General features: G+C 66.7%; 23 protein-coding genes. 5 read left to right on the forward strand and 18 right to left on the reverse strand.

Annotated features, from left to right (window positions below; all coding sequences use genetic code 11):
• Nucleotides 1–3: 3 nt before the first annotated feature.
• Entirely contained in the window at nucleotides 4–576 is a 573-nt protein-coding gene (locus VGD28_RS01315; protein WP_331026526.1) for a methylated-DNA--[protein]-cysteine S-methyltransferase, read from the reverse strand.
• A 36-nt stretch (nucleotides 577–612) separates the two neighbouring features.
• On the reverse strand, nucleotides 613–1,617 hold the full coding sequence (locus VGD28_RS01320) for a fumarylacetoacetate hydrolase family protein (protein WP_331026527.1): 1,005 nt from the start codon (nucleotides 1,615–1,617) through the stop codon (nucleotides 613–615).
• Between the two features lie 172 nt (nucleotides 1,618–1,789).
• On the opposite strand from VGD28_RS01320, the gene VGD28_RS01325 reads away from it, so the two are divergent.
• Nucleotides 1,790–3,079 carry an adenylosuccinate synthase gene (locus tag VGD28_RS01325; RefSeq protein WP_331026528.1) on the forward strand — a complete coding sequence of 430 codons (1,290 nt, stop codon included), beginning with the start codon at nucleotides 1,790–1,792 and terminating at the stop codon, nucleotides 3,077–3,079.
• A 61-nt stretch (nucleotides 3,080–3,140) separates the two neighbouring features.
• Here VGD28_RS01325 and VGD28_RS01330 read toward each other — a convergent pair whose 3' ends face one another.
• From VGD28_RS01330 to VGD28_RS01380, 11 genes are all read right to left on the reverse strand, one after another.
• On the reverse strand, nucleotides 3,141–3,380 hold the full coding sequence (locus VGD28_RS01330) for a hypothetical protein (RefSeq protein ID WP_331026529.1): 240 nt from the start codon (nucleotides 3,378–3,380) through the stop codon (nucleotides 3,141–3,143).
• A gap of 138 nt (nucleotides 3,381–3,518) precedes the next feature.
• Nucleotides 3,519–4,589 (reverse strand): chorismate synthase, encoded by a 1,071-nt coding sequence (gene aroC, locus VGD28_RS01335; protein ID WP_331026530.1) that lies wholly within the window; start codon nucleotides 4,587–4,589, stop codon nucleotides 3,519–3,521.
• A 285-nt stretch (nucleotides 4,590–4,874) separates the two neighbouring features.
• The gene (locus VGD28_RS01340; RefSeq protein ID WP_331026531.1) at nucleotides 4,875–5,402 is read right to left on the reverse strand and encodes an N-acetyltransferase; all 528 of its coding nucleotides are present in this window, start codon (nucleotides 5,400–5,402) and stop codon (nucleotides 4,875–4,877) included.
• Complete coding sequence (gene fabI, locus VGD28_RS01345; RefSeq protein ID WP_331026532.1) at nucleotides 5,402–6,205, reverse strand: enoyl-ACP reductase FabI; 804 nt, start codon at nucleotides 6,203–6,205, stop codon at nucleotides 5,402–5,404. The genes VGD28_RS01340 and fabI overlap by 1 nt, the downstream gene beginning before the upstream one ends.
• Before the next feature lie 3 nt (nucleotides 6,206–6,208).
• On the reverse strand, nucleotides 6,209–7,144 hold the full coding sequence (locus tag VGD28_RS01350) for a YihY/virulence factor BrkB family protein (protein WP_331026533.1): 936 nt from the start codon (nucleotides 7,142–7,144) through the stop codon (nucleotides 6,209–6,211).
• A gap of 6 nt (nucleotides 7,145–7,150) precedes the next feature.
• Complete coding sequence (locus VGD28_RS01355) at nucleotides 7,151–8,098, reverse strand: DnaJ C-terminal domain-containing protein (protein WP_331026534.1); 948 nt, start codon at nucleotides 8,096–8,098, stop codon at nucleotides 7,151–7,153.
• Between the two features lie 31 nt (nucleotides 8,099–8,129).
• A complete protein-coding gene (locus VGD28_RS01360) occupies nucleotides 8,130–9,056 on the reverse strand; it encodes a transglutaminase family protein (RefSeq protein ID WP_331026535.1) in 927 nt (308 codons plus the stop codon).
• A complete protein-coding gene (locus tag VGD28_RS01365; RefSeq protein WP_331026536.1) occupies nucleotides 9,056–11,542 on the reverse strand; it encodes a circularly permuted type 2 ATP-grasp protein in 2,487 nt (828 codons plus the stop codon). The genes VGD28_RS01360 and VGD28_RS01365 overlap by 1 nt, the downstream gene beginning before the upstream one ends.
• 59 nt (nucleotides 11,543–11,601) lie before the next feature.
• On the reverse strand, nucleotides 11,602–14,043 hold the full coding sequence (ligD, locus tag VGD28_RS01370) for a DNA ligase D (RefSeq protein ID WP_331026537.1): 2,442 nt from the start codon (nucleotides 14,041–14,043) through the stop codon (nucleotides 11,602–11,604).
• The gene (locus VGD28_RS01375) at nucleotides 14,030–14,515 is read right to left on the reverse strand and encodes an MgtC/SapB family protein (RefSeq protein ID WP_331026538.1); all 486 of its coding nucleotides are present in this window, start codon (nucleotides 14,513–14,515) and stop codon (nucleotides 14,030–14,032) included. The genes ligD and VGD28_RS01375 overlap by 14 nt, the downstream gene beginning before the upstream one ends.
• A 4-nt stretch (nucleotides 14,516–14,519) precedes the next feature.
• A complete protein-coding gene (locus tag VGD28_RS01380; RefSeq protein ID WP_331026539.1) occupies nucleotides 14,520–15,377 on the reverse strand; it encodes a Ku protein in 858 nt (285 codons plus the stop codon).
• Nucleotides 15,378–15,478: 101 nt separating this feature from the next.
• On the opposite strand from VGD28_RS01380, the gene VGD28_RS01385 reads away from it, so the two are divergent.
• The 4 genes from VGD28_RS01385 (at nucleotide 15,479) to VGD28_RS01400 (ending at nucleotide 18,642) form a co-directional block, all read left to right on the forward strand.
• Nucleotides 15,479–16,999: a sodium:solute symporter family transporter gene (locus tag VGD28_RS01385; protein ID WP_331026540.1), complete on the forward strand. Its 1,521-nt coding sequence runs from the start codon at nucleotides 15,479–15,481 to the stop codon at nucleotides 16,997–16,999.
• A 68-nt stretch (nucleotides 17,000–17,067) separates the two neighbouring features.
• Nucleotides 17,068–17,274, forward strand: a complete 207-nt coding sequence (locus tag VGD28_RS01390; RefSeq protein WP_331026541.1) for a helix-turn-helix transcriptional regulator — start codon at nucleotides 17,068–17,070, stop codon at nucleotides 17,272–17,274.
• Entirely contained in the window at nucleotides 17,264–17,686 is a 423-nt protein-coding gene (locus tag VGD28_RS01395) for a hypothetical protein (RefSeq protein WP_331026542.1), read from the forward strand. The genes VGD28_RS01390 and VGD28_RS01395 overlap by 11 nt, the downstream gene beginning before the upstream one ends.
• Nucleotides 17,687–17,721: 35 nt before the next feature.
• Nucleotides 17,722–18,642, forward strand: coding sequence for a TraB/GumN family protein (locus VGD28_RS01400; RefSeq protein WP_331026543.1), 921 nt, complete (start codon nucleotides 17,722–17,724; stop codon nucleotides 18,640–18,642).
• A gap of 37 nt (nucleotides 18,643–18,679) precedes the next feature.
• On the opposite strand, the gene VGD28_RS01405 is transcribed toward VGD28_RS01400, so the two are convergent.
• The 5 genes from VGD28_RS01405 to VGD28_RS01425 all read right to left on the reverse strand — a co-directional run bounded on the left by VGD28_RS01405 (nucleotide 18,680) and on the right by VGD28_RS01425 (nucleotide 23,202).
• Nucleotides 18,680–19,735: a sialidase family protein gene (locus VGD28_RS01405; RefSeq protein ID WP_331026544.1), complete on the reverse strand. Its 1,056-nt coding sequence runs from the start codon at nucleotides 19,733–19,735 to the stop codon at nucleotides 18,680–18,682.
• Nucleotides 19,736–19,840: 105 nt separating this feature from the next.
• Nucleotides 19,841–20,599, reverse strand: coding sequence for an exonuclease domain-containing protein (locus VGD28_RS01410; protein WP_331026545.1), 759 nt, complete (start codon nucleotides 20,597–20,599; stop codon nucleotides 19,841–19,843).
• A gap of 57 nt (nucleotides 20,600–20,656) precedes the next feature.
• Nucleotides 20,657–22,039, reverse strand: a complete 1,383-nt coding sequence (pgmG, locus tag VGD28_RS01415; protein WP_331026546.1) for a phosphoglucomutase/phosphomannomutase PgmG — start codon at nucleotides 22,037–22,039, stop codon at nucleotides 20,657–20,659.
• A 52-nt stretch (nucleotides 22,040–22,091) separates the two neighbouring features.
• Nucleotides 22,092–22,391, reverse strand: a complete 300-nt coding sequence (locus VGD28_RS01420) for a J domain-containing protein (RefSeq protein WP_414714449.1) — start codon at nucleotides 22,389–22,391, stop codon at nucleotides 22,092–22,094.
• 10 nt (nucleotides 22,392–22,401) lie between these two features.
• Nucleotides 22,402–23,202: a division plane positioning ATPase MipZ gene (locus VGD28_RS01425; RefSeq protein ID WP_331026547.1), complete on the reverse strand. Its 801-nt coding sequence runs from the start codon at nucleotides 23,200–23,202 to the stop codon at nucleotides 22,402–22,404.
• Nucleotides 23,203–23,240 lie beyond the last annotated feature (38 nt).

Genomic DNA, 23,240 nt, shown 5'->3' on the forward strand with positions numbered 1-23,240 from the left:
TGCCTAGAAACCCAGCCCCAGCTGCGGCAGGTCGCGGGTCACGACACCGTCCCGCACCTCGACCCCCTCGATCGCGAGCATACGCGCCTTGGACAGCGACCCGCCGGGCGCCGAGAAGCCGCCGATCCGCCCGTTCGCGGCCGTCACGCGGTGGCAGGGGATGATCAGCGGCAACGGATTGGCCGCCATCGCCCGGCCGACCTCGCGGGCGAACTCCGGACCCGCCTCGAGCACCCTGGCGACCGCGCCATAGGTCGCCGTCTCGCCCCAGCCGAGCTGACGCACGACCCCATAGACGCGGTCGAAGAACGGCTCCTGCGGTCCGAGATCGACGGGCACGCCGGCAAAATCGACGCGCTCCCCGGCGAAATAGCGTCGCACGTCGTCGACTACGGCCCGCACCGGTGAGGGTGGAGATACCGGTTTCGCGCCGGACAGCCGCCGCAGGAGCGACCGCTCCACCTCCCGCGCAGTGCCCGCGGGCAGCCGAAAGCTGCTGATGCCCTTCGCGTTCCAACCGATCGCGGCGAAGCCCGCTGCGGTCTCGAACAGGTGATAGCCGCTATCGACCATCATGATATCGAGATCGGAACGTCGCCGGGCACTCGCAACCTATCCCCCGACGGTCTGCTCGATCGTCCCGAAGATCGGGTGGTGTTTGTCATCCTCCGCCCAGATGCGCACGGTGTCGCCGGCCTTGAGGAACGGCGTCAACGGCTTGCCGCCGTTGATCGTCTCGACCGTGCGCAGCTCGGCCAGGCACGAATAGCCGACCCCGCCCTCCGCAATCGGCTTGCCGGGGCCACCCGCGGCGTCGCGGTTGGAGACGGTGCCCGATCCGATGATCGTCCCCGCGCCCAACGCACGCGTCCTGGCTGCATGCGCGACCAAGGTGCCGAAGTCGAAGGTCATGTCCTCGCCAGCCTCGGCGCGGCCGAAGGGCTGCCCGTTGAGATCCACCATAAGCTTGCGGTGCAGCTTGCCGTCCTTCCACCAGTCGCCGAGCGAATCGGGCGTCACGAACACCGGCGAGAAAGCACTGGCAGGCTTGGACTGGAAGAAGCCGAACCCCTTGGCCAGCTCGCCCGGGATCAGGTTGCGCAACGACACGTCGTTGGTGAGACCCACCAGCCGGATCGCCGCTAGCGCTTCTTCCCGGCTCGCGCCGAGCGGCACGTCGCCGGTCACGACGATCACCTCGGCCTCCAGATCGCAGCCCCAGCTCTCATCGGCGAGCGGGATCGGGTCGCGCGGGCCGAGGAAGCCGTCCGATCCGCCCTGATACATCAGCGGATCGTGCCAGAAGCTTTCGGGCATCTCCGCCCCGCGCGCCTGCCGCACCAGCGCGACATGGTTCACATAGGCCGAGCCATCGGCCCATTGATACGCCCGCGGCAGCGGCGCCGCCGCCTCGCGCTCATGGAAGCGCTCGCGCGGGATCACCTCGTGATCGAGATCGGTGGCCAAGTTGCGCAGATCGCCCTCGAGCCGCTTCCAGTCGTCGAGCGCGGCCTGAAGCGTCGGCGCAATGTGCCCGGCATCAGCGTACCAGGCGAGATCATTGGAGACGACAACCAGCTTGCCATCGCGGCCATGCTTGAGGCTTGCTAGTTTCATTCGTTACTCCTTCTCCATTCCTTACCCTTAGCGCAGTCGCTCAACCGCGCAACGCCTCTTGACGCGGTGGCCTGGCGAGGCCATTGGCGCCCCCGCATTTCCGAAAAACCCGGTCGCCGAGTCCTGTCGAAGGGCGGCCTTGGGTCTGCCTGGCAGGCGGAGACGTGTATCCATGGCAAATGTCGCAGTGATCGGCGCCCAATGGGGCGATGAGGGCAAAGGCAAGATCGTCGACTGGCTCGCCAGCCGCGCCGATCTCGTGGTCCGCTTCCAGGGCGGGCATAATGCCGGCCATACGCTGGTGGTGGGCGAGAAGGTCTACAAGCTCTCGCTGCTCCCCTCGGGCCTGGTGCGCGGTACGCTCTCCGCGATCGGCAATGGCGTGGTGTTCGATCCCTGGCATTTCCGCGACGAGGTGGCGCGGCTGCGCGAGCAGGGCGTCGAGATCACGCCGGAGACGCTTCAGGTGGCCGAGACCGCACCGCTGATCCTCCCCTTCCATCGCGACCTCGACGCGCTGCGCGAGGACGCGTCAGGCGCGGGCAAGATCGGCACCACCCGCCGCGGCATCGGCCCGGCCTATGAGGACAAGGTCGGCCGCCGCGCGATCCGCGTGTGCGACCTTGCGCATCTCGACGATCTCGACGCGCAGCTCGACCGGCTCTGCGCGCATCACGACGCTCTGCGCGCGGGTTTCGGCGAGCCGCCGATCGACCGTGCCCGGCTGCTGGAGGAGCTGCGCGAGATCGCACCCGCGGTGCTTCCCTATGCCGCGCCGGTCTGGCTGACGCTCAAACACGCCAAGGAAGCCGGCAAGCGCATCCTGTTCGAGGGCGCGCAGGGCGTGCTGCTCGATGTCGACCACGGCACCTACCCCTTCGTCACCTCGTCCAATACGGTGAGCGGATCGGCAGCGTCGGGTTCGGGCCTCGGGCCGGGGTCGGTCGGCTTCGTGCTGGGGATCGTCAAGGCCTATACGACGCGCGTCGGCTCGGGTCCCTTCCCCAGCGAGCAGGACAATGAGATCGGCGAGTTGCTCGGCACGCGCGGGCGCGAGTTCGGCGTGGTGACGGGGCGCAAGCGCCGCTGCGGCTGGTTCGACGCAGTGCTGGTGCGCCAGTCGGTCGCGGTGAGCGGCGTCACCGGCGTCGCGCTGACCAAGCTCGACATCCTCGACGGGATGGAGAAGCTGCGGATCTGCACCGGCTACACCGTCGGCGACAAGCACTACGACTATCTCCCGCCCAGCCCGCAGGATCAGGCGCGTGCCGAAGCGGTGTACGAGGAATTCGAAGGCTGGAGCGAATCGACCGCGGGCGCGCGCAGCTGGGCGCAGCTTCCCGCGCAGGCGATCAAATATATCCGCCGGATCGAGGAACTGATCGGCTGTCCGGTGGCGCTGGTCTCGACCAGCCCCGAGCGCGAGGACACGATTCTCGTCCGCGATCCGTTCGCGGACTGATCGTCAGCATATCGCCGTCCCGGGCGCAGCGGACCGCTGCGCCCGAAACGACGAAACCGCATCAATAGGCGGTCGAGTTCGGCTCCGGCGCCGTTTCGGTGCCGTTGCTGGTGGGATCGCTGCTCGGTTCGACGTCGGTGGTGTTCGACGTCGTCTCGGGCGCCGTGCTTTCCGGCGCAGGCACGCCCTGATTCGCCATCTCGTTCTGAAGCGGCGGCTCGGTCTGACCTGGTGCGATATGGGCGAGCGCCGCAGTGGACCCGCAGAGAAGGAGAAGGCTTAAGAGCGTCTTCTGGCGCATGGGATACTCCTGTTTACATGGCACAGAAAGAAACGCCGTGGCGCCAATAGGGTCCCGAAATCGTTCCTCATCTCGTCGCTGCATTGCAGCGACTCGCCCCCCAGCCGTCTACTCAGCGGGACGAGATGATCGGAAAAATCATCCGCATTGCGCGCGATGGAGCAGTTTCTGGTCGGCAAGCACCAGCGCCATCATCGCCTCGACCACCGGCACGCCGCGGATTCCAACGCACGGATCGTGCCGCCCCTTGGTGCGGATCTCGGCTGCCTCGCCTGCCCGCGTGATCGTCTCGACCGGGGTCAGGATCGAGCTGGTCGGCTTGAACGCCACGCGCACGCGCACCGGCTGGCCGGTCGAGATGCCGCCCGCGATGCCGCCCGCGTGGTTGGCGAGGAACACCGGCGCGCCGTCGTTGCCCGGCCGCATCGGATCGGCGTTGCCCTCACCGGTCAGCGCCGCCGCGGCGAAACCGTCGCCGATCTCGACGCCCTTCACCGCATTGATGCTCATCATCGCCGCCGCCAGCTCACTGTCGAGCTTGGCATAGAGCGGCGCCCCCCAGCCCGCCGGCACGCCGGTCGCCTCGCACGCGATCACCGCGCCAAGCGACGACCCGGCCTTGCGCGCGCCGTCAACCAGCGTTTCCCAGCGCGCGGCGGCGTCAGGATCGGGGCAGAAGAACGGATTGTTGCCGATCTCCGCCGCGTCGAACTTCGCATAGTCGATCGAATCGCCGCCGATCGCCTCGACCCAGGCAAGGATCGAGACCTCCGGGATCACCGCGCGCGCCACGGCGCCCGCCGCGACCCGGCTCGCCGTCTCGCGCGCCGAGGATCGCCCGCCGCCGCGATAGTCCCGAAAGCCGTACTTTGCGTCATAGGCATAGTCGGCATGGCCCGGGCGATAGGCCGCAGCGACTTCGGAATAGTCCTTCGACCGCTGGTCGATATTCTCGATCATCAGCGAAATCGGGGTGCCGGTGGTCTTCCCCTCGAACACGCCGGAAAGGATGCGGACCTGATCCGGCTCCTGCCGCTGCGTGGTGAAGCGTGACTGGCCCGGGCGGCGCTTGTCGAGAAAGGGCTGGATATAGGCTTCGGTCAGCGCAAGGCCCGGCGGGCAGCCGTCGACCACCGCCCCGATCGCCGGGCCATGGCTCTCCCCCCAGGTGGTGAAGCGGAACACGCGGCCGAAGGTGTTGAAGCTCATCGCCAGTGCCTTCGCCGATGTCGCCACGATTTGAAAGCAAGAAGGACTAACGTTCCCGCAAGGCCGACCAACAGACCCACGCCAACGCCCACAAGCGAGTTCCATTCGAGACGGAGCGCATTCAACGCAATGGCCCACAACACGCTCAGGATGAATAGCTGTACGAATGCGGACGCAGCGCCATTGAGCGCAGGGACAGATGGGACGCTAGCTCTTCTTGCGTTCAGATAGCTGGCCAAGGCGCCAGTGAAGGCGAACACAACGACAAAGAAATTGGCGTTCAATTCAAACATCTTCACCCAGCGCCGCGAACGCCGCCGCATGGTCCGCACGCCCTCGCACGCCGCACGGCATCTTCCCGTCTTGGAGCGCCAGCGCCATCAGATAGTCGCCGGCATAGGGCGAGACAAAGCCCCGCGCCAGATCGGCGGCGTAACCGAAGCGGCCGTAATAGGCCGGATCGCCAAGCACGAAGCTCAGCACATAGCCCGCATCGGCAAGATGCCGGTGCCCGGCGGCGATCAGCGCCTCGGCCACGCCTTGCCGGCGATAGGCCGCCTCGACCGCGACCGGCGCCAGCGCGACGGTCGCGACCGGCTGGTCGTTCACCCGCACATCCATGCGGCTGAACGCGACCATCCCCGCGAGCGCGCCGGTCTCCTCGTCGTCTGCGACCAACGTCAGCACCATGTCGCCGTCGATGCACAGCCGCTGCACCAGCAGCGCCTCGTCCGGCGCCGGGAAGCTGCGCCGCAGCAGCGCGTCGATCGCCGCCACGTCACCACCGGTCGCCGGGCGGATCGCGATGGTCATCAGACCAGTGCGATGTCGGGGGCGTCCTCGGCCTTCATGCCGACGACGTGATAGCCCGCATCGACATGATGCGTCTCGCCCGTGGTGCCGCTCGACAGGTCGGACAGGAAATAGAGGCCGGCGCCGCCGACATCCTCGATCGTCACGTTGCGCTTGAGCGGCGAGTTGAGCTCGTTCCATTTGAGGATCAGGCGGAAGTCGCCGATGCCCGAGGCCGCCAGCGTCTTGATCGGCCCGGCGCTGATCGCGTTGACGCGGATATTCTGGCGGCCGAGGTCAACCGCGAGATACTGGACGCTGGTCTCCAGCGCCGCCTTGGCCACGCCCATGACATTATAGTGCGGAATCACCTTCTCCGCGCCATAATAGGAGAGCGTCAGCAACGAGCCGCCATCGGGCATCATGGCGCTCGCGCGCTTCGCCACCGCGACGAACGAATAGACGCTGATGTTCATCGTCATCAGGAAATTGTCGAGGCTGGTGTCGACATAGCCGCCGCGCAGCTCGTTCTTGTCGGAAAAGCCGATCGCATGGACGACGAAATCGATCGTCGGCCAGCGCGCGGCGAGCGTCTCGAACGCGGTGTCGAGCGCGGCCATGTCACTGACGTCGCAATCGATCAGGAAATCGCTGCCCAGCTCCTGCGCCAGCGGGCGCACGCGCTTCTCCAGCGCCTCGCCCTGATAGCTGAACGCCAGCTCCGCACCATGCTCACGCAGTTTCTTGGCGATTCCCCAGGCAAGCGAGCGATCGTTGGCGAGGCCCATGATCAGCCCGCGCTTGCCCTGCATCAATCCGGTCACGTCTTACCCTCCGGTCTTTTTCTGGCGTTCCTGTAACCCGTTCTCTGGCGTTTCCGCCAGCGCGGCGTTGAGCTCGGCGCCGATAACGACGCCGAAGCCGATGAGGAAGAAAAAGATCAGCGCCACCATCACCCCGGCCAGGCTGCCATAGGTCAGGCCATAGCCCCCGAACGCGCCGATCACATGCGGCAGCGCCGCGGTGCACCCCATCCACCAGATCGTCACGAACAGCGGCCCCGGCCATTTTGGGCACCTGGATTGGCGATAGCGCGCGGGTGTGAGCGTGTAGAACAGGATGTAGAGCGCCCCGTAGAGCGCGATCGCGGGCGCGATCTTGGTCACCGACACGATGCGCGCAGCGTCGGAGGCGAAGGGGACGACGCGCCAGATGAACTGCTCGGCACCGATCAGCAGCACCTGGAAGCTGAACGCCATCATCGCGAGGACGACCGAAGCGATCACCACGCCGATCGCGCCGAGCTTCAGCCGCCAGAAGGGCGTACCCGACTGAACGCCATAGGCCTGCCGCAGGATCGCGCGCACGGTCTCGATGAAGCCGGAGGTGGTCCAGAGGCCGACCAGCGCGCCGAGCCAGAGCAACGAACCCGACCGCGCCTCAAGCACCTCGAGAATCGCGGGGCGCAGCAGCGCGCCGACTTCGGGCGGCACGGTCTGAAGGAACGCCGCGACCGCCTGGAGCCCGTCCCCCGTCCGCCCGACCAGCCGCGCGATCGCGGTGGCGACGATGAAGAAGGGGAAGAGCGTGACGAGGCTCAGATAGGCAAGGTTGCCAGCATGGGTGAAGCCGTCGGTATAGGCTCCCACGACCACGCGCTTGACCACCTCGATTACCCGATCGGTGATGCCGAGATCCGACAGATGCTTATGAAAGCCGCGGCGGCGGGCTTCGGGGGATTCGGGAGAGATCGGCTCGGTCACGTGCCCTCAGACGCCCAGCCGGCTTCGCGGGTTCCCTCCGCTTTCCCAACCGCTTACGAACTCTGCAAGCTTGGCGTCGCCTGCCGGAATCTCGATCATCAGCGAGACGAGCAGGTCGCCGCGCGCGCTCTTGCCGTGGAATCCGCGCCCCTTGAGACGCAGCGTCTTGCCCGAGCTCGACCCCGCGGGAACCTTGAGGTTCACCGCACCCTCCGGCGTCGGCACGCGCACCGATGCCCCCTCCACCGCTTCCTTGAGCGTCACCGGCAGATCGAGCCGGATGTTGTCGCCGTCGCGAGTGTAGAAGCGGTGCGGCTCGATCTCGATCGTGACAATCGCGTCACCATTACCGCCCGGGCCCGTATCGCCCTTGCCCGAAAGGCGCATCTGCGTGCCGGTGTCGACCCCCTTGGGCAGCTTGAGGTCAATCGTCGCGCCGTCACGCAGCTGGATGCGCTGGGGCTTCAGCGTCGCGGCATCCTCGAACGGCACACGCAGGCGATAGGCGACATTGGCACCCTTGGCCGGTGGCGGGCGGCGCCCGAAGCCGCTCGAGAAGCCGCCTTGCTGGCCGCCCATGCCGGCGCCGCGGCCGCCGAACAATCCTTCGAGGATATCCTCGAAGCCGCCGGCGTCTGCACCGCCAAAATCGAACCCCGCGCCGCCCGGGCGGAATCCGCCCTGCTGGCCGCCGCGCGCGCCGCCGAATCCGGCGCCGAAGGGCGACGTGGGGTTGCCCTCGGCATCGATCTCGCCGCGGTCGAAGCGCGCGCGCTTGTCCTTGTCCATCAGCAGGTCATAGGCCTGCGTCACGGTGCTGAACCTCTCCGCGGCCTTGGGATTGTCCTTGTTGCGGTCGGGGTGGAGTTCTTTCGCGAGCTTGCGGTACGCCTTCTTGATCTCGTCCTCGCCAGCCCCGCGCGAGACTCCCAGGGTTGCGTAAGGATCGGCCACTCGATTTTCCCCGTTCTGCTTCTCTGGCGTATTACCCCGATACATCGGCGCGTGACGCCGCGGTTGCAAGGGATGCGGCATCGTCCAGCGGCTCGACATCGACCGAAACCTGCATATCCTGCGCGCCATAGCCCAATATGATCCCGTCGATCGGCGCGATGTCGGCATAGTCCCTGCCGATCGCGATGATCACATGATCGTTCGCCATCCAGATGCCGTTGGTCGGATCGAAGCCCACCCAGCCGCGCTCGGGCCCGCACCACAGCAGCACCCAGGCATGAGTCGCGTCCGCGCCCACCAACCGCGGCCGGCCCGGCGGCGGAAGCGTCCGCAGATAGCCCGAGGCATAGGCTGCGGGCAGCCCCGCGGCACGCAGGCCCGAAATCATGATCTGCGCGAAATCCTGGCAGACCCCGCCGCGCTTCACGAACGCCTCGTGCGGCGGCGTATCGACCAAGGTCGCCGCCGGATCGAACTCGAACTCGCGCTGGATCCGACGCGCGAGGGCGATGCCGGCCTCGAGCGCGCCGCGATCAGGGTCGAGGTCGGCGGCGCACCAGGCGGCGATGTCCGGATCGAGCGGGATCAGCGGGGAGGGAAACAGATAGGATGCCGGACTCGCCGGCCCGGCATCGCGGCTCGTGCGTGCGAGCGCTGCGATCTGCGCCAGCGTCGGATCGCCCTGCGCCGGCTCGGGCACCGGACGATCGACCGTGATGCGGCACCGGCTCTCGATCGTCAGGCGGTTCGCGGCCTTCTCGACGACCAGACGGACGACATTCGCCAGCCCCGCCTCGGCCCGGGCCGGCGACATGCGTCCGCCCGGCTCGACGCTCAGATCGTAATCGTGGAGCTGCTGCCCGGACCAATGGATCGGCTTGAGGCGCAGGTTGCAGCGCGCGAACCCGACAGGTTCGGCATAGTCGAAACGGGTGACGTGGCGGATCGCGTAGAGCATCAGGCGAGGACGAGGCCCGCGGCACGCAGCGGCTCCGAACCCTGCAAGAAATAGCGCCGCGCTATCGCGTCGGAAAGCGCTGCGAGACGGTTGCCGATCTCGTCCAGCTTGTCCTCGTCGAGCGCCGCTGCCTGGGTGATGGCGACGATCGCCGAAAGCTCCGCCGCCTGCGCCTGCTGCGCCTCCGCAAGGCCGTCGTCGGACAGAACGGGCAGCTTGGCGAGATGCTCCGCGATCGCCGAGACCTGATAGGCGATCCCGCGTGGATTGCCCGGATCGAGTGCGACCAGATCGAGCACCGGCACCCGCGCGATCCCCGTCAGATAGCGCTGGCGATAGCTGATCTGGCTGTCGGCGAGGTCAAGCAGGGTCGAGAGATCGTCGCTGGTCGCCTGGGGCTGGCCGAACGCACCGATTGCGCGGATCGCCGACATCGCCCGCTCGATCCGGCGGCCGAGATCGTGGAAACGCCAGGCATCGGTGCGCCCAAGATGCTCGGCGCCCAGGCCGGCCAGCGCATAATAGCGGCGCTGCGCCGATCCCGCCCGGTCGAGCGCGCCGCCCTTCATCGGGAAGGGCGCATCGAGCAGGCGGATCATGTCCGCCGACAGCCGGTCGCGGCTGATCGCGCCGATGCCGCGCGCCTGGCGGTTGATCGCGCGCACGCTGTACCAGCCCTCATCCGCCTCCATCGCAGTGCGCGCGAAGCGGCTGAGATCGGCGCGGTTGAGGCTCGGCGGGGGCGGTGCGGCGCCCTTCTGCACCACCAGATCGACGAGCTGCCGCACCGTTTCGGGCGACAGCGCCGCGCCGGTATCGGCGCTGATCGAATGGCCGAGCAGCGAGCGGATCAGGCCGAGCAGCGCCTCGCCGCGCTCGAGATAGCGGCCGAGCCAGAAGAGATTGTCGGCGACCCGACTGGGCAAGGTGCCGGGGTTGCGGCGCAACTGCGTCGTATCGTCCGAGGGCAGCAACGTCACCGGCGCCACCGGCTCAGGCCCATGGATCACGACATCCGCCGACCAGCTCCCCTCGCCCATCACCGCCGCGCGCTCGTCGGGATGCTCGCCGATCTGCGCGAAGCCGCCGGGCAGAACGTGCCAGCCGCCATCGGGCCGCCGCGCCGCAAAGACGCGCAGCGTGAACGGGCGCGCGACGAGTCCCGAATCGCCGACCACCGGCATGGTCGAAAGCCGGACCACCTCGCGCCCGACATAATCTTGCGGCCGCCGCTCGAAATCGGCGAGCAGCGCCGCGCGCTGCGCATCCGGCATGTCCGATCCCAGCACCGCCGCACCGTCCGCCAGCACGTTGGTCGCGACCCCGAACGCCGGCGCGATCAGCATATTGTCGAGATCGCTCGCCACCTCGGCCCGCTCGCGATCCTGCCCGCACCACCAGGTTGCGATATTGGCAAGCTTTAGTTGCGCGCCCGTCAGCCGGGTGCACAGCCGCGGCAGGAATGCGGCAAAGGCCGGCGCCTCCAGCATTCCCGCGCCCGGCGAGTTGGTTACCACCACTTCGCCCGCCGCCATCGCATCGACCAGCCCTGCCACGCCGACGCTCGAATGCGAGTCGAAGGCGAGCGGATCGATCAGCCGCGGATCGACGCGGTGCCATAGCGCATCGACACGCTTGAGGCCGGCGATGGTGCGCAGATAGACGCGATCATCGAGCACCACGAGATCGCCGCCCTCTACCAGCGGAAAGCCGAGATAGCGGGCCAGGTGCGCCTGCTCGGCATAGCTTGGCGTGAAGCGTCCGGGAGTCAGCAACACGATCCGCGGCTCGGCACGGCGACAGCGCGCGGCCAGCCCGTCGCGGAACGCAGCGAAGAACGGCGCATGCCGCTCGATATTGAGCCGAGTCTGCAAGCCGCCCAGCATCCGCGACATCGCCAGCCGGTTCTCGAGCGCATAACCGGCTCCCACCGGGGCGCGCAGCTGATCCGCCAGCACGCGCCACTCGCCCGCCGGGCCACGGCACAGGTCCACGGCGACGAAATTGAGATGATAGCCGCCGGGCGGGGCCAGACCCATCATCGGGCGCAGGAAATTGGGGCTGCCCGTCACCAAGGCGGCGGGGATATTGCCGTTCGCGACCAGTTTCTGCTCGCCATAGCAATCGGCGAGAACCGCCTCGAGCAGATCGGCGCGTTGTGCCACCCCGGCGGCGATCCCGTCCCATTCGGTGCGCGAGATCAGCAGCGGAACGGGCGACAGCGGCCATGGGCGCTCCTCCCCCTCGCCCGCGATGCGGAAGCCGGTGCCGATATCCTCGGCGTGGCGCTGTGCCCGCTCGCGCGCGCTGGCGAGATCGTCGCCCGATCGCCCGGCCAGCTCCTCGAACAGCGCTGTCCAGGCAGGATCGCTGCGCCCGGCTGCGTAGAGCATGTCGGTGGCGGGGGTCGCAGCGCGATAGTCCGCCACCCAGCGCGCGGCGATCGTCGCCGCATCCTTCATGGAAGCCGTTGCAGCGCTGGCCAAAATTCACCGCCCTTTCCGGCGCGCCTTGTGAAGCCAATGATTTCGCGGCGCAATAAAGATCAGATGTCGGGCAGCACCTGATCGGCTTGCCCCCAGCCCTTGAGCGCGCGGCCGGTCGCGCGCTCGATCAGCGCATCGGCATCGCGCACGCTGAACGCCTGGGGCGTGTTAATGTCGCGCAGTTCGGTCCACCCGACCGGCACTGCCGCCGGTGCGCCCGGCCGCGCCCGGGCGACATAGGGCAGCACGGCGGTGCTGCCGCGCTGGTTGCGCAGATAGTCGATGAAGATGCGCCCCTTGCGCTCGGCCTTTTTGAGGTTGGCGGTGAAGCGCTCCGGCTCGGCCTGCGCCAGCGCGCGCGCGAAGCGCTCGGCGAAGGATTTGACCGCGGGCCACTCGGCCTCGGGCGTCAATGGCACCACGACATGCACGCCCTTGCCGCCCGACAGCATCGCGAAGCTGGTGAGGCCGAGATCGGCGAGATGCTGCTTCAGGTCCGCTGCCGCCTTCTTCACCGTCTCGAAATCCAGCCCTTCGTCGGGATCGAGATCGAACACGACACGATCGGGCTTCTCGACATCGGCGACGCGGCTTCCCCAGCCATGGAACTCGATCGTCCCCATCTGCACGCACGCCAGCACACCCGCGACATCCGATACATAGAGGTACGGCTCGACCGAGCCGTCCTTCTCCTTGATGTCGACATGGTGGACATGCGCGCCGAAGCTGCCCGCGTCGTGCTTCTGGAAGAAGCAGTGCTTGGCGCGCCCCTGCGGGCAGCGCACCAGGCTGATCGGGCGCCCGGCGAGCCAGGGCAACAGGATCGGGGCGACCACCGCATAATAATCGGCAAGGTCGCCCTTGGTGATCTTCGCATCGGGGAAGATCACCCGGTCGCGGCTGCTGATCTTCACGTCGATCTCGGGCGCTTCGGGCATGGGTGCGGCCTCCTCGGCTTGCACGTCGCTGGCGGGCTTGTCCTCACGCAGGCCGAGGAAGCTCGCATGACGGATGACATTCTCCGCAGTGAACTCGGCGAAGGCGACTTCCGCGACCAGCCTGGGCGTCACCCAATGCGCGCCGCGCGCCGCCTCGTGCGGCACCTCGACCGGCGGCGACTTGCGCGCGATCCGGTCGAGCCTGTCGCGCAAGGCATGATTCGTCGCAGTGCTGAAGCCCGTCCCCACCTTGCCGGCGTAGCGCAGTTCGCCTCCTTCATGCAGGCCAAGCAGCAGCGCGCGAAAACCCCGCCCCTTCGCACTGCTCTGCGTCCAGCCGATGATCACGAACTCCTGGCGCCGCGTGCATTTGGTCTTGAGCCAGCTCTTGGTCCGGGTGCTGCGATAGGGTGCGTCGGCGCGCTTGGAGACCACTCCCTCATGCCCTGCGGCGCACATCGCATCGTAGAGCTTCTCGCCCGCGCCCAGCACATGCTCCGAAAACAGGATACGCTCATCCGTTCCGTTGATCAGTGCGCGCAGCTTCTCCTTGCGCTCGACCTGCGGCAGGCGCGACAGGTCCCTGCCGTCGAGCTCGAGCAGGTCGAAGGCGAAATAGCTCAGCCCTTCGCCACCGCCCGAGATCGCCTCCTGCAGCGTCGAGAAGTCGGTCTTCTCGCCTTTGAACGCGACGACTTCGCCGTCAATCAGCGCCGATCCGGCCGCGATCGACTGCGCCGCCTCGGCGATTCCCGGGAACTTGTCGGTCCAGTCGAGCCCTTTGCGCGTATAGATCTTCGGTCCGCCCTTCCCGATCGCGATCAGCGTGCGGTAGCCGTCATATTTCATCTCATGCAGCCAGCCGTTTCCGGCGGGCACGCTGTCGACCAGGGTCGCGAGTTGCGGGGCGCGAAACGCGGCGAGCTTGGTGCCCGCGCCGGCCCTTCGGGTATTCTTCCTCGGCTGCTTTCCGGACGGCACGCCCTCCGCGATCTCCTGCATCGTCCGCCCGGTCTTGATGCTGGTGAGGCCGGTCTCGACGAGCGTATCGGTCGCGCCGGCCTCGCGGTCCTCGATCTTGCGCAGCAACCAGTTTTCGCGCTTTTCCTTGCCGCGCGGTCGCAAGCGGATCAGCAGCCATTCGCCCTTCATGCGCTCGCCTTCGAGCCGGAAGTGAAGATGCCCCTTCTCCAGATCCTTCTCGCTCTTGCCTGCGACCGGCGCCCATTCGCCCTCGTCCCACAGCATCACCGTGCCGCCGCCATATTCGCCCTTGGGGATCGTTCCCTCGAAGCTGGCATAGGACATGGGGTGATCCTCGGTGCGCACCGCGAGGCGCTTCTCGGCGGGATCGAGGCTTGGGCCGCGCGTCACCGCCCAGCTCTTGAGCACGCCGCCGAGCTCGAGCCGGAAATCCCAGTGCAGGCGGGTAGCGTCGTGCTTCTGGACGATGAACTTGCGGCCCTTGCCTTTCGCGATCTCGCCTCTGGGTTCGGCGGTCTTCGCGAAGTCGCGCATCGCATTGTATCTGGCGAGCGGATCGGTGCGTTCAGCCTTCGCCATCGCTGCGCTCCGCTTCGTCGAACGCCTTGCGCTCGATCCAGTGAAACACCGACAGGAGGATCACCGCGCCCAAGGTGCCGACGATCGCCAGCGGGTAGAGGCCCGCGCCGAATGCGATGCCGATCGATGCCGCAAGCCAGATATGCGCGGCGGTGGTGAGATTCTTGATCTCGCCCTTGGAGAAGACGATCAGCGCGCCACCGATCACCCCGGCCATTGCCGCCGTCCCCTCGATCACGCGCAGCGGATCGGCCTGCGAATCGGTGCCGCCAAGCTGGTAATAGAGCGCCAGCGCGGAGAGCGTGATGAGCGCCGCGGCGAAGCACATGATCGCGTGCGTGCGCAGCCCCGCCACATGCCCGCGCGCCTCGCGGTCGATGCCGAGCAGCAGCCCGGCGAGCATCGCGCCGCCGAGCCGCAGCCACGGATCCCAACCGACCGCGGCGAAGGTGAGAGGCGGATTGAGCTCCATGCGCTCAAGCCCGCTTGCGGGCGGCCGCCTTGCGCGCGGGCTTGCGGGCGGCGGGTTTCTTGGCAGCGCCGGGCCTTTCGAGGCTCTTCTTGAGCGCCGCCATCAGGTCGACGACGTTGGAACCGCGCTTGTCTCCGCCGCCTTCCTTGTCCTCGATGATCAAACGGTTGCTCTTCTGCTTCTTCTTGCGCTCGATCAGGTTCCTCAGCGCATCGACATAGCGATCGTGAAAATCCTTGGGATCGAACTTGCCCGCCTTCTTCTCGATCAGCGATTCGGCGAGGCCGAGCAGCTCGGCGTCGGGCTCGATATCGGGAATGTCGCGGAAATAGCCCTGCGCCTTGTTGACCTCGTCGGCATAGCGCAGCGTCTCGAGCACCATGCCGCGCCCGCAGGGCTTCAGGCTCACCACATATTCCCGCCCGCGCATCGCGAGCTGCCCCAGCCCCACTTTCCGCGTGCGTCGGAGTGCCTCGCGCAGCACGACGAACGCCTCTTCGGCGAGATCGTCGGCGGGGACCACGAAATACGGTTTCTCGTAATAGAGCACATCGATCTCGTCGGCATCGACGAACTGGGTCAGCTCCAGCGTCTTCTTGGACTCGAGCTTGACCGCCTCGATCTCCTCGGGGTCGAGCAGGACATATTCGCCCTTCTCATATTCGAAGCCCTTCATAATCTCGTCGGTATCGACCGGGCCGATGCCGGGCACGACCTTCTCGTACTTGATCCGCTTGCCCGACGGCTCGTGCACCTGATAGAAGGCGATCTGTGCGCCCGATTTGGTGGCGGAATAGATCTCGACCGGGATCGAGACGAGCGCGAGGCGGATATGTCCCTGCCAATAGGCGCGCGCGGCCATGATTCTGCTCCTCGTTGCGTGGCCGATTCAAAGCGCGAGCGCGGGAGTCGTTCCGGCACAATCGCGGATGACGGCGGACGCGGCTCTGCTACAAACTCGCGATGACTCCGCAATTTGCTCCGCTCGACTGGCTGGTGGTCGGGCTTTACGTGCTGGTGCTGCTGATCGGCGGCTGGCTGTTCTCGCGCTTCGAGGCCGACGACGCACGGGATTACTTTCTTGCCGGGCGAACCGTGCCGGCGTGGCTGGCGGCGGTGTCCGTGCTATCCGCGACGCAGTCGGCGGCGACCTTCCTCGGCGCGCCGGACCAGGGCTATCGCGGCGACTACAGCTATCTCGGCGCCGTGCTCGCACCGGTGCTGGCGGCGTTCTTCGTCGCGCATGTGCTGATCCCGCGCTTCTACGCGATGCGCGCGACGACGGTGTACGAATTGCTCGAGGCCCGGTTCGATGCACGAGCAAAACATTGGGCGGGGGGCATGTTCCTGGTCGGCCGCGTGCTGGCGGGCGGCGCGCGCGTCTATCTCGCCGCGATCGCGATCGCGATGGTCGCATTCGGCAGCATCGATGCGCAGGCGATCATCCTATCGGCCGCCGCTGTGATGCTGGTCAGCTTCCTCTTCACCTTCCATGGCGGGCTCAAGTCAGTAATCTGGAACGATCTCATCCAGTTCGTCATCTACACCGGATCGGCGCTGGCAGTGCTGGTCTTCCTGCGCCTGTCCATCCCCGCCACCAACGCCGAGCTGATCGAGGCGCTGCGCATGACGCCCGAGGGAGTGAACAAGCTGCGCCTGCTCGATTTCTCCACTGACCTCTCCAAGCCGTTCACCGTGCTCGCGATCTTCACCGGGCTGTTCCTGCTCAACACCGCCAATGCGGGACTCGATCAGGACACGACCCAGCGCCTGCTCGCCAGCCCAGACGCGAAGACTGGCGCGCGCGGCCTCATCTATTCCCAGCTCGCCAGCGTTCCGCTGATCGCGATGTTCGTGACGATCGGCCTCTTGCTCTACGTCTTCTACAACCGCCCCGACCTGATGAGCGCGGATAATCAAGCGGCAACGAGCTTTGCAGGCGAGAAGATCACGGTCTTCGTTCATTACATCCTCACGCAAGTGCCGCCGGGGCTGCGCGGGCTGGTCACGATCGGCGTCACCGCGGCCGCCGTCGCCACCACCAACTCGGCGCTCAACGCAATGTCCTCGGTGATGATCAGCGACTTCTACAAACCGTGGCGCGAACGGCGCGGAGCGGCCAGCCCCAAACACTATGTCCACGCAGGACGCTGGGGAATGGCAATCGTGGGATTCGCCATGTTCGCGATGGCGGTGCTGAGCTTCTATTGGCAGCGTCACACCGACATGCCGCTGCTCGAATTCGCGCTGCAGGTGATGGTGTTCGCCTATGCCGGACTGCTCGGCGTCTACTTTGTCGCGGTGTTCACGAAGCGCGGCACCAGCGGATCAGTGATCGCGGGACTGATCGCCGGCTTCTTGACGGTGCTCGCGCTCCAGCCGTTCGTCCTGGGACCGGCGGGTCTCGCCTTCCCCTATCAGCTTTGCATCGGAACGCTCGTCTCGACGATCGTCACTGTGATCCCGCATGTCAGGGGTACTTGACATACGTCATCGACACATGACACATAGTCAACTATCGCTGACATATCGTCACGGGTAACTGACACGGAATGCAGAACAGGCTGCGAGTGCTGCGCGCGGAACGCAATTGGAGCCAGGCGGAGCTTGGCGGCCATCTGGGCGTGTCGCGTCAGGCGGTGAACGCGATCGAGACGGGGAAGTACGATCCCTCGCTCCCGCTCGCCTTTCGCATCGCGCGGTTGTTCGGCATGCCGATCGAGGAGATTTTCGAGGATGAGGACGGCAATGCGGCCTGAATCGCGCGACGGTCTTGCCGCGGCGAAAGCGCGCAAGCAGCGGCTGCAACTGATCATCGCCGGATTGATGGGGGCGGGTGCGGTGCTCGGCTTCTTCTCCGCGATGTTCGAGGTGGACGGCGGCGGGTTCATGGAGGGGATCCCCGCCGGCTGGGCGATCGTCGCTTCGGTGATCCTGCTCGGTGCGCTGGGCTATGGCGGCTGGCGCTACAATCTCGCGACCGACGAGCTCGACCGGCGCGACAACCAATGGGCCTGCGCCGTTGCCCTCAACGTCTACATCGGCGGTTACGCCAGCTGGTACATCTGGTGGCGCGGCGGGTTGGTGCCCGAACCGCAGCATCAGACGATCTTCGTGGCGACGATGGCCGTGATGCTGCTGGCCTATGGCTACAAGAAGCTGCGGCCCTGAACCGATTTTTGAATCCGAATCAACTGGAGGCGTGAATGACCAATATGTTCCTGCGTACGGGCTCTGCGCTCGCGCTCCTCTTCGCCGCGCCCGGCGCGCTCGCCCAGCAGGCTCCCGCACCCGCACCGGCGGCCGTCGAGACCAGGGACGTGGATCCTGCGCTTTGGGTGGTCAAGGACGAGGACACGACCATCTATCTGTTCGGCACGATTCACATCCTGCGTCCCGGCCTGTCCTGGTTCGACGAGGCAGTGAGGAAGGCGTTCGACGAGAGCAGCGAGCTGGTCACCGAAATCGGGATGATGCCCGATCCCGCGGCGGCGGCGCCGCTGGTCATGAAATACGGCTTCAACGCGACCGGCCCCACCCTGACCGAGAAGCTGCCCGCCGATAAGCGCGCGGCGTTCGCCAAGGCGGTCGCCGATCTCGGCCTGCCGCAGGCGTCGGTCGACCGCTTCGATCCGTGGCTGGCCGCGGTCCAGATTTCAATGCTGTCGGTGATCCGGCAGGGCTATGATCCCAAGAGCGGTGTCGAGGAAGCGCTCAACACTGCGGCCAAGGCGGCGAACAAGCCGATCTCCGGTCTCGAGACGATGGAGCAGCAGTTCGGCTTCTTCGATTCCCTTTCCGAGGAGTCGCAGATCGCGTTCCTGATCGAGACGGTCGATAAGCTGCCCGAAGCCGGACCGATGCTGGACAAGATGGTCGCCGAATGGGGCGCGGGCGATGCCGATGGACTCGCCGCGGTGATGAACGAGGGTCTCAAGGCCGCTCCGCAGGTGGGCAAGGTGCTGCTCGCCGACCGCAATGCGCGCTGGGCCGAGTGGATCGAGACGCGGCTCGATAAGCCGGGCGTGGTGTTCGTCGCTGTAGGCGCGGGACATCTGGCCGGCACCGAGAGCGTCCAGACCTATCTCGCCAAGCGTCAGATCAAGGCGACGCGAATCGAATACTGATCACTTGTCGCCGTGGCCGGTCGCTGAGACTGCCCTCTCAGCCGCCGGTCACGGCATCCTTGTCCGCCCAATCCGCTTTCGGCAACCGTGCCGGATCGAGCACAATGTGACGGATCCGCTTGCGATCCCAAGTGTAGGTGATGTGGACTCGCCCGTCGCGCGCCTGGATCACTGCGGGATAGGCATAGCCCGCCCCCAGCGGCTTGCTCTCCAGTGTCAGCACCTTGCGCCAGGCGACGCCATCGTCGGAGATCGCGACGTTGATCGGATAACGCAGGCCCTTGCCCGCACGCGCATGGCTGTGTGCGCTGTGGTTATAGACGATGAGCTGCCGGCCATCGGCGAGCGTGACTGCGTCGGTTCCCGAATTCGGGTTGGGCAGGTCGATCGCCGAGAGCGGCGACCAGCTCCTGCCCTGGTCCTTCGACCAGCTCGATGCCAGCACCCCCTCGCGGGTGCGGGCAACCGCCTGCAGCTGCCCATCCCTGTGGAACAGGATGCTCGGCTGAATGGCATCGATCCCCTCGGGCGATTCCACCAGTGCGCTCGCCCGCCAGCTCTTGCCGCCGTCGCTGCTGCGCTCGAAGTGAAGCGACCAGCGATTCCCCTCCTTCTCGGTGCTCGAGGGAGAAAGCCAGCTGCCATCGGGAAGCTCGACCGGCTTGTTCTTGATCGGGCCGAGGATACCGTGCGGCAGGCGGCGCGGCCTGCTCCAGGTGCGTCCGTCATCGGCCGAGGTCATCACCATCCCCCACCACGTCTGCGGGCTGGGGCCTACCTTGTAGAACAGTGTGAGTGGGCCATTCCTTGGCTGGAACAGAACCGGGTTCCACGTCGGCAGCCGGCTGCCGTTCGGCTGGACCCCGGTTGCGACGCTGACCGCTGGTTGCCACGCGCCGCCGGAAAACCGCGCGACATAAATCTCGACGTCCGGATTGCGCTCCCTGGTCCCGCCGAACCACGCAGCGAGGATCGTCCCCGCGCGGGTCTCGACGATCGTCGAGGCATGCACCTGCGGATAGGGCGCGGTGGTGAAGGTGAAGCCGCTGTTCAACACCGGCGAAGGCGCCTCTGCCTGTTGCAGGGATGCCATCGCAGCGGGCAAGGGCAAGGTCAGCGCAAGCGCGATCGACGCGGAAACGGCGGATCTGAACATATAGTCATACTAATAAACAACGCCGCCGCGTCCAGCCCCACGTCAGAATAGGACCGGTTGCCGCTCCGGCTGCACCACGCGACCGTGCCCGCGGCGCCGCTCGAGCTCGACTTCGGCGGTGTAGCGGATGTCGGGATCGCGATCCTGAAGGAAGGTGTCGAGCGAATCGTCGTCGATCTCGCTCCATTCCTTGCCGCGGTCAGGGCCATAGCGGACGCGCGGCAGCAGGCCGGGCAGCTTCGACCATTCGATCAACTGCGCTACGCTAGCTTGGTTGAGCATGTCGCGCAGGTGGTGCGCAGTCACATAGGCGTCGGGAAAGGCGCGGTGCGCGGGCAGGCCGCGCTCGTGCTCCAACCCCTCCGGCATGCGGTAATAGCGCAGGAACTGGTTCGAGAAGCCAGGGCTGTCGCTCCACAACCGTAACGCGCATTTGTAGGTGCAGATCCAGTCCGCGCCGCGGGTGAGCGCAGGCGTGCAGAACTGTTCCTCGAAGCTCGCGCGATGGGCCGCCAGCGCCACGCGGCGCGGCCACGGATCGAGGATGGGGCGGGCGACATCGTGCCACCAGGGCGCGTCCGCGACATCCTCATCGCGGATATGATGGATCGCCATGGTGAGCGGCGGAATCGGGCGGCCGGGATTGACCATCCGGCTGCTGCCCTCCCCGTACAACTCCCAGCGCCCGTCGGCACCGAGCGCGACGTCCTGCCAGCCAATCTCGCACACGGCGTGCGCCGGCGGTTTCTCGCCGGTGGTCTCAAGATCGATGACGCGGATGATCTGGGGCGGTGGAGCCATGCCCCCATGTGGGGGTACGGTTGCGATTCGACCAGCCCTTACATCACTGCTCCGCTATCAATGTGCGGCCTGCGGCCCGCGCTTGAGCCCGCTCGCCTCGAGCTGCGCATCGATCTGCGCGAGCAGGCGATCAAGCGCTTCCTGGCTGCGCGCCTCGGCGCGCGCGACCAGCACATCCTGCGTGTTCGATGCGCGCAGCAGCCACCAGCCATCGGGGGTGTTGACCCGCGCGCCGTCAGTGTCGTTGACGTCGGCGCCCGCCGCCTTGAGCCGCTCCAGCACCTCGTCGATCACGGCGAACTTGCGGCTCTCGTCGACATGGAAGCGCATTTCGGGCGTGTTGACGAAGGCGGGCATGTTGCCGCGGATCTCGGTCAGCGACTTGCCGATCAGGTGGACGGCGTTGATCAGCTGGACCGCGGCATATTGCGCATCGTCGAAGCCGTAATAGTCCTGCGCGAAGAAGATATGCCCGCTCATCTCGCCGGCGAGCGGCGAATGGGTTTCCTTCATCTTGGTCTTCACCAGAGAGTGACCGGTCTTCCACATCAGCGGCTGGCCGCCGAGCTCGGCGACTCGGTCGAACAGCATCTGCGACGCCTTCACGTCCGCGATGATCGTCGCGCCGGGCGCCTTTCTGAGGACAGGTTCGGCCAGAATGGACAGAAGCTGATCGCCCCAGATCACGCGGCCTTCGCCGTCGATCGCGCCGATCCGGTCGCCGTCGCCGTCGAAGGCCAGTCCGAAATCGAGATTCTTCTCCGCGACCAGCCGCCGCAGGTCAGCCAGATTCTTCTCTTCGGTGGGATCGGGGTGATGGTTCGGAAAATTGCCGTCCACATCGGTGAAGAGCGTGTGATGCTCACCCGGCAGGAGCTTGACCAGCTTCTCGATCACCGGGCCGGCGGCGCCGTTGCCGGTGTCCCAGCCGATCCGGAAGGTGCCGCCCGCATAGCCCGCGAACAGGCGCCCGACATAGTCGTCGAGGATGTCGGCGTCGCCGATGGTCCCTTCGCCGTCCTCCCAGTCGCCCGCCGCGGCGAGCCGGCCGATCTCCTGGATGTCCTGGCCGAAAAAGGGACGGTGCTGAAACACCATCTTGAAGCCGTTGTAATCGCCGGGATTGTGGCTGCCGGTTATCTGGATGCCGCCATCTACCTCTAGGATCGCTTCGGCATAGTAGAGCATCGGCGTCGGTCCCATTCCAACCCGCACCACGTCGCAGCCCGACGCCGTGAGTCCCTCGACCAGCGCCGCTTCGAGCACGGGCGAGGATACGCGACCGTCGCGGCCCACCGCCACGCGATGCCCGCCCGCCCGCCGCAACAGGGTGGCGAAGCCGCGCCCGATCGCGCGCGCGTCATCCGGCCCCAGCGTCTTTCCGACGATGCCGCGGATATCATACTCGCGAAGCGAGGTCGGATCGAAACGATGCGTCATGAAGCCTCCCGGTGATTCGGTAACCGCCCAATTCGCGAACCGTGCGGAAAGTTCAATCGCCAGTTTTGCGGAGTAGCGCATCCCGTGCAGCATTCACCTGACGCGTCAGCTCGGGCGAGCCGCCACGGTCGGGATGGACGCTGGCGATCAGCCTGCGGTGCGCGGCGCGGATCTCCTCCGGACCCGCATCCGGCCCCACCCCCAGCACGGCGCGTGCATCGGCGTCCGGCCCGGCGGGCGGCGTGGCCACGGGTGCCGGCCGTGGCGTGCCGGGAAGCGGACGCCCCCAGCCATGCCACATCCGCCAGCCGAGCCAGCCGATCATGACCGCGACGAGAAGCTTCCAGATCACCGCCGCGGCCTCAGGCGAACACCGGAATGGTGCTGGCGGTCTCGGGCAACGCCAGCCCTGCCATCATCTCGCGCAGCTCCTGCCGCGCGGCGACGTGCGCCAGCCCCATCTGCCCGAACTCGCGCGCATCGAGCATCGTCAGCCCCTTGGGGAACAGCTCGCGATAGATGACGCGTTCGGACAGGCCCGGAATGACGCGGAAGCCGACGCGCTTGGCAAGCTGATCGATCGCCTCGGACACGCGCTTCATGTTGCGCGCCTCGATATGCTGCATGCGGTTGCGCAGGACGACCCAGTCGATGGTCGCGCCATCCGCCTTGGCGCGGCGCTTGCGCGAATCCCAAATCAGCTCCGAATAGAAGCTGGGGCGGACGACCTTGAACGTGTCGGGATCGACGTGGCCGATCAGGTCGAAGTCGACGAAGCTGTCGTTCATCGGCGTCACCAGCGTGTCGGCATTGGTGATCGCGATCCGCCCGAACTTGTCGTCGCGCCCCGGCGTGTCGATGATCAGGAAATCGCTGTCCGTGCCGAGCCGCTCCAGCGCCTCGGAGAACAGCTCGTTGCTCTCGCCGTCATGCGTCTCGTAGCGCGGCATCGGCAGCTCGCGGCCGGTGCGCTTGATCGATTCGCGGCGGTTGTCGAGATAGCGGCCCAGCGTCCGCTGGCGATGATCGAGATCGAGGCAGCCGACCCGCGCGCCCCGCGCCGCCAGCGCAATCGCAGTGTGGACGGCGGTCGTGGACTTGCCGGTCCCGCCCTTCTCGTTGGCGAAGACGATGACATGCAACGGGTTCGACGCTTCACCCACCGATTAACTTCCTTGATTGATCCCCGGGCCCACCCCCC

This window comes from Sphingomonas sp., from assembly GCF_036402235.1.
GTDB lineage: Bacteria > Pseudomonadota > Alphaproteobacteria > Sphingomonadales > Sphingomonadaceae > Sphingomonas.